The sequence below is a fragment of the Krasilnikovia sp. MM14-A1259 genome, assembly GCF_047159535.1.
Lineage (GTDB): Bacteria > Actinomycetota > Actinomycetes > Mycobacteriales > Micromonosporaceae > Actinoplanes.
In genome coordinates this window covers 7346898-7357759 of the sequence record NZ_BAAGAJ010000002.1, presented here as the reverse complement: position 1 = coordinate 7357759, position 10862 = coordinate 7346898, and the positions used below count along the sequence as shown (strand labels likewise).

8 protein-coding genes are annotated in these 10862 nt (G+C 69.6%); 6 read left to right on the top strand and 2 right to left on the bottom strand.

The genetic code is table 11. The annotated features are described in order from the left end of the window. The first annotated feature begins 421 nt into the window (after positions 1-421). From ACMCNK_RS33415 to ACMCNK_RS33400, 4 genes are all read left to right on the top strand, one after another. On the top strand, positions 422-904 hold the full coding sequence (locus ACMCNK_RS33415; protein WP_412740308.1) for a protealysin inhibitor emfourin: 483 nt from the start codon (positions 422-424) through the stop codon (positions 902-904). A 467-nt stretch (positions 905-1371) separates the two neighbouring features. Beyond that, positions 1372-1509: a hypothetical protein gene (locus ACMCNK_RS33410; RefSeq protein ID WP_412740307.1), complete on the top strand. Its 138-nt coding sequence runs from the start codon at positions 1372-1374 to the stop codon at positions 1507-1509. 359 nt (positions 1510-1868) lie between these two features. After that, positions 1869-2795, top strand: a complete 927-nt coding sequence (locus ACMCNK_RS33405; RefSeq protein ID WP_412740306.1) for an ATP-binding cassette domain-containing protein — start codon at positions 1869-1871, stop codon at positions 2793-2795. Next, positions 2792-4414, top strand: coding sequence for an ABC transporter permease (locus ACMCNK_RS33400; protein ID WP_412740305.1), 1623 nt, complete (start codon positions 2792-2794; stop codon positions 4412-4414). Before ACMCNK_RS33405 ends, ACMCNK_RS33400 begins: the two co-directional genes overlap by 4 nt. 878 nt (positions 4415-5292) lie before the next feature. On the opposite strand, the gene ACMCNK_RS33395 is transcribed toward ACMCNK_RS33400, so the two are convergent. Next, a complete protein-coding gene (locus ACMCNK_RS33395; protein WP_412740304.1) occupies positions 5293-5775 on the bottom strand; it encodes an RICIN domain-containing protein in 483 nt (160 codons plus the stop codon). A 614-nt stretch (positions 5776-6389) separates the two neighbouring features. Continuing rightward, positions 6390-8792: an EAL domain-containing protein gene (locus ACMCNK_RS33390; protein ID WP_412740303.1), complete on the bottom strand. Its 2403-nt coding sequence runs from the start codon at positions 8790-8792 to the stop codon at positions 6390-6392. Between the two features lie 70 nt (positions 8793-8862). Here ACMCNK_RS33390 and ACMCNK_RS33385 point away from each other — a divergent pair, with 70 nt between their 5' ends. Beyond that, entirely contained in the window at positions 8863-9354 is a 492-nt protein-coding gene (locus ACMCNK_RS33385) for a DUF6431 domain-containing protein (RefSeq protein WP_412740302.1), read from the top strand. A 59-nt stretch (positions 9355-9413) separates the two neighbouring features. After that, positions 9414-10571: a beta-ketoacyl synthase N-terminal-like domain-containing protein gene (locus ACMCNK_RS33380; protein WP_412740301.1), complete on the top strand. Its 1158-nt coding sequence runs from the start codon at positions 9414-9416 to the stop codon at positions 10569-10571. Positions 10572-10862: the final 291 nt, after the last annotated feature.

The window sequence follows — 10862 nt, the reverse complement described above, 5'->3', positions numbered from 1 at the left end:
GCGGGTCGGGCAGCCGACCGCAGTCCGTCGATCGTCTGTCCTGTCCTGCGCCTCATCCGTGAGGCAGCCACTCGTCGAACGGTGTTCATATTCGTCAATACCCGCCACGAAGGTGGGGACGTTCTAGGGCCATCCGACGTCTTGTCAGCGCTCGCAAACGGTAGTAACGACGCCCGAGGCATCCCCAGGAACCGTCCTGCTCGCAGCGGCCCGCGGAACGTCGCGACGGCCGCGGCAATGTCCAACGCCACGTTTCATAGTTGACATGGATGGCGCATCGGCCGAAATCGGTTGGCGAATCGAGGACTTTCGAACCTGAGAGTGACGCAAGTCCAGTGATAGAAATGGATTGAAGCAAGATGAGCGCCCACCGACACGGGCCCAAAAGGATCGTGCCGCACGGGGTTCACAGGAACCGGCCATGGGCCCCACCAACCACCCATTCCCACGAGGAAGGTGTTGTGCCATGTCGACGATTTTGCACACCATCAAAGGGCGCCTGTTCGCGATCGTCGCGATCGCCGCGATGGCCGTGGGGGTGGCAATGATCGGCGGACCTGCCTCCGCGTCCGTCCTCTCCGCATCGCGGGTGACAGTGATCCGGACGGGCGGATTCGCCGGCGTCCACGACAGTTATGTGGTCGATTCCACCACGGTGCACGTGGACACCGAGCACCTGATGCAGCTCGTTTCGAGCTTGCAGTTCCGGCGCCTCGATGCCACATATCCCGCAAGCACCCCCGGTGCCGACCGCTTCGTCTACACCGTGACCGTGCGGTACGGCCACGGATGGACCAAGACCGTCCGCACCGTCGAAGGCGCCGACGCACCGGCCGTGCTGTGGCAGACGATCAATCTCACCCGGCAAATCAGCCTCGACGTTTCGTCGACGCCCACCCACTGAGCAAACCCAACAGCCGGCCCGCGCCGTGGCGCGGGCCGGCGGCCTGCGCACAGGAGTTGCGTGACGTCCGTGCCGGACCGCGCACGCCCCTGGACTCCCACCCGAGGGCCCACGGGTCCACTCGCCGCGATCCGCCGGCCGGTCGACGGGCCCTGCGATTACGGGTCATCAGGCCCTGACCACCGACACGCAAGCGGCGAAGGCGGGGAATCGGAAGGAGTTAGCCATGCTCATCCGTACCCGGCTGCTGAGGTGGACCTTGACCGCCGTGGAGGGCACCGTCGCCGCCTCCGCGATGTACGGCGCCGTCATGCTCGTCGCCGGCGCCTGGCACCTTCCGGTCAGCGGCCTATCACCGCCTCCCTTGCACAGCGGCCGGAGTCAGCGGACTGGTCGCCGTCGCGCTCGGTGTGACCGGTGTTCTGTGCGAAAGGCCGTGGCCAGGTCCGGAGTCGTTGCCGGACTTCGTGACGGAGCATCGCGGACTGATCGTCGCGCAGAGCGTCTTCTTCGTGTCGAGTGCGGTCGTGCTGCTGATCTTCCTGAGCTCTCTGCGTGCGGTCCTGTCGGATTCCGCTGTGCCCGCGATGGCTACGTGGCGCTGACATTGGCCACGCTGCTCCCGTTCCCCTTCATCGTGTGGGGTGTCGACGATCTGGCCCGCTGGATCGGGCGGCGGGTGCCAGTGACCGGGCATTCGGGTTCCGGCCGATGACCTTCCGCCCCCTGCACACCGAACACCCCACCTGTCGTATTTCTCGCCCTACCCGGTCGTCGACAGCTGGGACGTCCACCGCCTGCGCCGACACTGCGGTACGCCGGGCCCATTGGCTGGTGATCAGGGGGCTACAGGCCCTGACATTCGACACCGCTACGGCGTGACCCTGGCCATGGACGATGTCGGCTTCCCATCAGCCGTTCGCGCGGCCGAATCCGGGCCTGACGACCTGGCGAGGTGACGACGATGACAGCCGTGATTTTGGCCTCGGGGCTCGTGAAGGCCTTCGGGCGGACACGGGCGCTGGATGGACTCGATCTGACGGTATCCGGCGGTGAGATCCACGGATTCCTCGGTCCCAACGGGGCCGGCAAGACCACCACCATCCGGATCCTGCTCGGGTTGCTGCGCCGCGACTCCGGCGAGGTGAGCCTGCTGGGCGGCGACCCATGGCGGGACGCGGTCCGGCTCCATCACCGCCTGGCATACGTGCCCGGTGAGCTGAACCTCTGGCCGAACCTGACCGGCGGCGAAGTGATCGACCTGCTCGGCGCGCTGCGCGGCGGGCTCGACCCGGCACGCCGCGCCGATCTGTTGGAGCGATTCGCGCTGGACCCGACAAAGCGATGCCGTGCCTATTCCAAGGGCAACCGCCAGAAGGTGGCGTTGGTCGCCGCCTTCGCCTCCGATGTGGAGCTGTATCTGCTCGACGAACCCACCTCAGGCCTGGACCCGCTGATGGAAATGACATTCCAGGACGTGGTACGCGACGCGCGTACGGCTGGGCGGACGGTGCTGCTGTCCAGCCACATCCTTTCGGAGGTCGAGGCCCTGTGCGATCGGGTGACCATCGTGCGATCCGGCCGGACAGCCGAGTCCGGCACGTTCGCCCAACTGCGTCACCTGACCCGGACGAGCATGGTGGTGGAAACAGCACGCCCCACCGCGGCGCTGGCCGCGCTGCCCGGCGTGCACGATGTGTACGCCGAGGGCGGGCGGGTGCACTTCACCGTCGACGACGGCCGTGTCACTCCGGTCCTGCGAGAGTTGGCGGAGCTCGACGTGCGTGCCTTGGTCAGCTCCCCGCCGACTCTCGAGGAGCTGTTCCGGCAGGCGTACGAGCAGGATGACGGCTCCGTGCGGGAGGGCGCGGACATGGCGGGTGCACGATGAACGCCATCGCCGGTGTCCTTCCGCTGACCCGGCTCGGTCTGCGCCGCGACCGGATCACCATCCCCGCCTGGGCGTTGGGGCTGGCCGCCTTTACCGCCGCCACTACGGCCCTGTGGGCCGCCGACTTCGCCGATCCCGCGGACCTGGTGCAGGAAACCCGGCTCGCGGCCGCCAGCCCCGGCATCCGCATGCTCGGGCTGACGTCCGCGCCCACCATCGGCGCGTACGCCATGGTCCGCAACTTTGTGCTGCTCGCGGTGCTGGCCGCGTTGATGAGCGTCTTCTCCGTGGTGCGGCACACCCGTCAGGGCGAGGAAACCGGCCGTGCCGAACTGGTGGGTGCGGCCGTCGTCGGCCGACACGCCGGCCTCGCCGCCGCACTGGCTGTCACGGTTGTCGCCGACGCCGTTCTGGCGGTCCTGCTCGCCCTGGCGTTTGTCGTCGTCGGGCAACCTGTTGCAGGGTCGTTCACCGCGGGGGCCGCGGTCGCGACGGTCGGTCTCGCCTTTGCGGGCGTGGCCGCGGTGACCACGCAATTGTCGACCACCGCGCGCGGCGCCAGCGGCGAGGCCGCCGCGGTCCTCGGCGTGGCGTTCCTGGTCTGCGGCGTCGGGAACATGGCCGGCCGGGTCGATTCCAGCGGTCTGCACGTACGCAGTGCTTGGCCGGCGTGGCTCTCCCCGATCGGATGGGGTCAGCAGGCCAGGCCGTTCGCGGGTGACCGCTGGTGGCCGCTCGGGTTGACGCTGGTGCTGTTCGCAGCCGCCGTCGTCTTGGCCGTCTGGCTGGCCGGACGACGCGACTTCGGGCACGGGGTCGTGGCGCAACCCGCCGGCCCGGCCCGGGCCAGTCGTCTGTTGGATGGTCCGCTGGGCCTGGCGTGGCGCCTGCAGACCGGCGCGTTGCTCGGCTGGGCGTCCGGCATGCTCGGCTTCGGACTGATCATGGGTGGCCTTGCCGAACAGGTCACGAACGCCACGGGCGCAGCCCGCGACTTCTACACCCGGATGGGTGGCAGTGACGTCATCCTCGACGCTTACCGTACTTCGATCCTGCAGATGGCCGGCATGGCCGCGGCAATCTACGTCGTCCAGGTCCTCGTGCGCCTGCATGCCGAGGAAGCCGACGGTACCGTAGAACCCGTTCTGGCCGCCGGAACCAGCCGGAGCCGATGGGCGCTCAGCTACGCGCTCGCAGCAGCGATCGGTGCGATCATACTGCTACTGCTGTTCGCGACCGGAGCGGGCCTAGCCGCCGGGGCGGCCCTTGGCGCTCCGGTCGGGCAGGTGCGTACGTTGATCCTGGCAGCCCTGGTGCAACTGCCCGCGGTCCTGACGATCGGCGCCTTGGTGGTTGTTGTCGTCGGCTTGCTACCTCGCTTCGCCGGCGTGCTGTCGTGGGTCGTCCTCGTCGCGGCCATTCTCATCGGTCCACTCTTCGGCGCCACGCTACGGCTGCCGCAAAGGGTGCAGGACCTATCGCCGTTCACCCATCTGCCGAAAGCACCCGCGATGCCTGTCACCGTTGCGCCGGTCGTCGCTCTGACCGTGGCACTCGCTGCGCTGACGCTGGGCGGCCTGTTCGCTCTGCGCCGTCGCGACCTGTCGCTCCCGGCCTGAGCGGTGGTTTCGGTGGCCGCCGCTCAAAGGCTGAGCTGGCCCACCAACGCGACCACCTACGGGTCACCAGCCGCAAAGAGCCGGCCAGTGGTGCCAGCGCGGAAGCGTCAGGAACGCCGCCACCGTCGCTGGCGTCATCCGCCGTATCGTTCGGGCCGAACCGCGGCCGACCGACCGTACCCAGGATCGGATCCCGTCGCGCATCGTCTCGTCGGGATGCGAGGCCGGCTGATCCATTCACGCCCCCCAATGTCGCGCCTATGGCGACGGTACGCGACGAGGACAACACGCACCGATACCCGGGCGTGGGTTGGGGGCGAGTCTTTGGCCGCTCCGCGCCACGGCGGCGGCACGTGCGCGACGATCCCATCGGCGCGGGCTGAAGCCCCGGTGGCGCACCTCGGTGACTGCCCGACGGCCACAGCCGCCCACCGGGAAGTCAACTTTGATCTCGCCGATGCCCTCGAGCTGCGGAGCATGCCGACGCCTCTGGCACGCTCGGCCGGCCAGGCGTGGATGCGATCGCATCCCAACGTTCGCCAAATGGACCGCCGTTGTTTGACCTATGCCGCCTCGGCCGCGATGCATTGTGAAGATATCGGTGGCCACCGATGTCCAAGACGTAGGCGTATCGCGGTCCGGCGCAATAGCACCGGTTCCCGCTCTCGCCGGGCCCCGGCAGTCAGCACGACTCGCTCCAGTCGGACGTGGACGCAACCTGCTCGCCGGGACTCCGGAACCCGGTCCGCCCAAGCCTGAATACCGAGGACCGGCAAGGCGTGGGTCCGAGGACGCGACGCCGGTTGATCGCGGATCTCACCGTCGGCGAGCATTGCCGGGTGCGCGAGGGAGCCGCACACCCGGGATGGGCTGCAGTCCTAGAAGCCGAGTCGCCACTGTTGGTCGGCGCTTCCCCGACAGGTCCGTGGAATGATGGGCGCGCCCTCTGCGGTGCTACCTCCGGCCACGGTCAGGCATTTGCCGCTGTGCCGTGCCACGGCCAGGTAGTTGTTGCCCCCAACGTACGGAAACGACCACTGCTGGTTGGCGGCGCCGGTGCACCTCTGCTGGACCACGCTGCCGCCATCGACGGTGCCGGCGTCCGCTTCGGCCAGGCACTTTCTGCTGCGCCCTGCGATCAACATGTAATGAACGTCGTCGACGTTCAGGAAGGTCCAGAATTGGTTGTACGCCGTGTCGCTGCACGTCTCCTGGACCACGGGGGCGCCATCGGCGGTGCTGGCGCCCGCCACGGTCAGACATTTGACACTCTTCGTCGAGGTGATCCAGAAGTAGTACGGCAGGGCGCTGCCGGGCCGCGTGGCGGCCTCCGAGGCCGTCGGACAGGTGAGCACAGCCACGGCGGCCACGATCAGGGCGGCGAGCTGGCGCCAGATGAGTCTCGGTACATGCATGGTTCCTCCCCCTGCTCGAACAATTAGATCGATATCGATCTATGACCTCCCCCATGTTCCCCGCACGTGCGAAAGTCCGCGTTAACGACCGACGAAGGTCTTGTTCCAGGCCAGGACCACGAATCCAAGCGCAGGACTCCGGGAGGCCTCCGATTCGATCGCGAACGGGGCCTCCGCGCAATTGGCGTAGGTCATGGTCTGGCAGCGGTCGACGATCAGTGGAACCGATGGAGGAAGGCCGGGGCGCCGACCTGTCGACGGCCCCGGCCGCGCTCCTGCTAGGCCGTGACGACCTGCTCAAGCAGGGTGCGGCGGCGGATCATCCACCCGGCGGCACGGGCTCGCCCACAACGGCGCCGGGTCGGTCGAGTCCGGAATGATCCCGGCCCGAACCGCCTCGGCGAAACAGTCCCGGATCGCGAACTCGATCATTCTGCTGACCACTGCTAGCCGATCAGCCTTGGGCAAATCGTATCCGTCGAGGAACAACCGCAGCTGCCGACGCGGGTGTCCGCGTCGGGCAGGGGCGCTGGACGGGCTGGTGGCCGTGACGCGAAGTCTCAGGCGGGGAAGGTATCCGGCTGCACCGTGGGACGGCCGAAATGGAAGCCCTGGGCCAGGTCGCAACCGAACTGCTGGAGTACCTCGAGCTGCTGCTCGGTCTCCACCCCCTCGGCGACGACGGTGAGGTCGACCGCGTGCGCCATGGCGATGATGCTGCGCACGATGGCGTCGGCGTCGCGGCTTTCGCCCAGGCCGTTGACGAACGACTGGTCGATCTTCAGCGTGTCCAGCGGCAGCCGGCGAAGCTGGGCGAGCGAGGAGTAGCCGGTTCCGAAGTCGTCGATGGCTAGCCGGACGCCGAGCTCGCGCAGGGCGTTCAGTCGCTGGGTGGCCGCGGCTTGATCGCGCATCAGCATGCTTTCGGTGATCTCCAGGCAGAGCGCGCTCGCCGGTAGCCCACTGCTGTCCAGCGCCGCCCGCACCGTCGAGCAGAGCCCCGGGTCGTCCAGCTGCGCCGGGGACAGGTTGACCGCGACGTGCAGGTCCGGGTGGGTAACCGCGCGGCGCCGGGCCACCTCGTGGCTGGTCTCCCACAGCGTGTGCGGGCCAATCTCGAGAATCAAGCCGCTCTCCTCGGCGACCGGGATGAACTCGGCGGGCGAGATCGGGCCGTGCACCGGGTGGTTCCAGCGCAGCAGCGCCTCGACGCCCACCATGCGGCCGGTGGGCAGCTGAACGACCGGCTGGTACGCCACCCAGAGCTCGTCATTGTCCGTCGCCGCCCGCAGGTCCTGCTCGAGGCCGAGCCGGCGCTGCATCCGCTCGCGCAGCGCCACGTCGAAGAACTCGTGCCGGCCGCGCCCGCGCGTCTTCGCCTGGTACATCGCCAGGTCGGCGTCGCGCAGTAGTTCCTCGGCGGTGCGCGGGTCGGCCGGTTCGGCGACGACGATGCCGACGCTCGCGTCGAGGTGTAGCTGGCGGCCGTCGATCGCGACCGGTTCGCGCAGCGCCGCGCCCACTCGCTCGGCCAAGCTACGCACCTGGTCCGGCCCGGTCACGTCGGCGGCCATAACGGCGAATTCGTCGCCGCCCAGCCGACTCACCAGGTCGGTACTGCGCACCGCCCGGCGCAGCCGCTCGCCGGCCACCTTCAGCACCCTGTCGCCAATGGCGTGGCCGAGCGAGTCGTTGATGACCTTGAACTTGTCGAGGTCTACGAAGAGGACGGCGGTACGCGTGGTACCCCGAACGGCGGTGATCCGCTGGATGGCCAGCGCCCGGTTCGCCAGACCCGTCAGCGGGTCGTGGCTGGCCTCGTACGCCAGCCGCTGCCCGATCGCGCGCTGCTCGGTGATGTCGGTGAACGAGGCCACGGTCGCGTAGGGCGCGCCGGTCTCGGCGTCCAGCGGGTGACAGCTCAGCGAGATCCAGACCTGCCGCCCGTCCGGGCGCCGTACTCGCACCGCCCGGCCGTTCTGGGAGCGCCCCGTGCGGCGGGTCTGCCCCACCGGTCCCATCAACGCCGAGTTGGACAGCTCCGAGTCGGCCACGTCCGCCGCAGTGACGCCGAGGATCCGTTCCGCCGCGGGGTTGACCGACTCGACGAGCCCGGTCGCGCCGACCACGAGTACGCCCTCTTCCAGCGCGGACACGACAGTCGTGTAGTGCTGCTCGGCTTGGCGCAGTGCCGCCTCGCTCGCCTTCTGCGCGCTGATGTCGCGCAGGATCACCTGGAACGCCGGCCGGCCCTCCCACATGGTCCGCACCGAGACCGACTCGGCCGGAAAGACGCCGCCGTCCAACCGCACCATCGCCGCCTCGGCCGGCTCGGACGCCGCGCCGAGGGCGTCGAGCGTGGCAAGTCGGCCCATCATTTCCGGTACCGAGTCGGGATGCACGAAGTCGCTGATCCGCAGGCCGATCACGTCGGCGCTCGACGTGGCACGCATGGACCGAAGGGCGGCCGGGTTGGCGTACACCACGAACCCGTCCTGGTGTACCGCGATCGCGTCCGGGCCGAGCTCGACCAGTGCGCGGTACCGCTCCGCCAGGTCGGCCAGCGCCTGCCGGGACTCGTGCCGGTCGGTAACGTCGGTCGCGATGCCGACCAACGCCCGCTGGCCGTCCTCGTCGACGATCCGGGCGCGGAAGTGGACCCAGCGGGTGGCGCCGTCAAACGCGACCGACGGCTGCTCCAGCTCGAGGTCCTGCCACACGGTCGCGGTGTGCGCCGCGGTGGTCATCGGCGCCAGCAGTTCGCGCAGCCGCGCACCGAGCGCGGCGCCGTCGGCACCGGGCAGGCCCAGGACCTCCGCGAAGCCCGGACTCCACCTCAGCGTCCCGTCGGACAGCGCCAACCGCCACATCACCATCGAGCTCGCCGACAGAGCCAGCTCGACGACGTCCTCCCGGCCACCGCTACGGGTGAGCCAGTCCAGGTCCACGAGATCCGTTCTCATGCTGTCCGATCCGCCCGCCTTGAACCCGCGCTTGCGGTTACCTCATCGGCGTGGCTGACTCGATGCTGAGATGCGATGGCGTTGCGGGAAACCGGACACCGGGGACGTTATGCGGGTAGTGAGCGGTAACGGGGCGGCGGTTGACGGGGCGCTGCACGCCGGTACCCTCGCATGTCCGCGCTGCGGCGGGGCGCTGCGGCCGTGGGGGCGGGCCCGGCCGCGCACCATCCGGCTGGGTAGGGCGGCGCAGCGTACGGTACGGCCGCGGCGGGCGCGGTGCGGCTCCTGCGGTACCACCCATGTGCTGCTGCCTGAGTGGATGCTGCCGCGCCGGGCGTACGCGGCCCGGGTGGTCGCGAACGTGCTCGCGGCCCGGTCGCGTGGCATCGGGTACCGGCGCATCGCCCGGCGGATGCGACTGCCGGCGGCGACCGTGCGGGACTGGGTGCACGCCCTCCCTGGTCTCCCTCTCCACAATGGGGCGGAACCGGCTCCTCTGAGCGCGCGCAACACGAGTCCGCGCCACCCCGCCGACGGGCGGCGGTCAGCTCGACCGCCCTGACCCCGATGAGTGCCGCGAGCCCGTTCGAATGCGGCGGGCGACGCGACAGGAGAGGGACGATGGTTTTGCGCGGAATCGACATCTGCGGCGTGGGTACGGTGACCGGGTACGGCTGGGGTACTGGGCCGTTCTGGGACGGCCTGGTCTCCGGGAAGCCGGCCGCCACCCTGACCCCGGGATACGGCCTCGATGGAAACGAGCTCGCCTGGGTGGCGCGAGTGCCGGACGGCGGCGAAAGGGCCGACGGCCGCAGCCGCTTCGCGCGGGCCATGCGGGCCGCCGCGCGCGCCGCCATCACCGACGCACGCGAGCGCGGCTGGCGCCCCGGCCGACAGGTCGGCCTGCTGCACGCGGTCGTACTCGGCGAGGTGGACCTGTGGCGGAACTTCTACCGCAGCGGGCCGCCGAAGCAGATGCGCGACTACCTCGCGCAGATGCCGTCGACGCCGATGTCCACGCTCATGCAGGAGTACGGCTTCCACGGGCCGGCGATGAACGTGTCGGCGATGTGCGCGTCCGGCAACGCCGGCCTGCTGACCGCAAAGGCGTGGCTGGACGCTGGGATCGTGGACGACGTCGTGTTCGTCGCGACCGACCTGTCGCTGACGCCGGACAACGTCGAACAGTTCGTCCGGTTGGGCGTCGCCGTGGCCGACACGGAACCGCTCGATGGCTGCCGGCCGTTCCAGGAGGGCAGCCGCGGTTTCGTCATGGGTGAGGCGTCGGCCGCGATGGTGCTGTCCCGGCAGACCGACCGGGCATACGCGCGGATCCTCGGCGGCGCGATGACGCACGACGGGCACCATGTGACGTCCATCGAGCCCGGGCTGACCGAGGTGCAGCGATGCTTCCGCGAGGCACTCGCGAACGCCGGGGTGTCGCCGTCGGACGTGCGGTACCTCAACGCGCACGGGCCGGGCACCGCGCAGTGCGACCGGGCGGAGGGGACGGTACTGGAGACGTTGTTCCCCGCCGAGGCGCGGGTGTACTCGGTCAAGCCGCTGGTCGGGCACTGCCAGGGCGCGGCGTCGGCGGTCGAGGTCGCCGCGGCGGCGCTCGCGTACGAGCACAGCGTCGTCCCGGCCTCGCCGATCGTCGCGCCAGCGCATCCGCAGCTGCTCGACGGCGCCACTCCCATGGACGGGGGCATCACCGTCAAGTCGTCGCTGGGCATGGGCGGGCACAACTCGGTACTGGTACTGGCGCCGCCGGCCTGAGTGGGCGCACCCGCGACCTGCGCCGCCCACAGGACTGGTCGTCGGGGACGGCATCCCGAGATCGTCCAGGCTGACCCTGAGCACATCGGTGGGCTCTGCAGCATGTGCACGGCCAGGCAGACCTGGCAGTCGTTGTCGGTTGGGGACGGCAAACTCTGAACCGGGACGCGCCAGTGCTCGGCGTTGGGGATCATGTCGCACATGTAGACGCGGCCCCGCGTCGCGGCCTGATGGCAGGACTTGCTGAGTCGTCGTGACGTCGATCGACTGTTCCGTGGTGGATACAGTGCG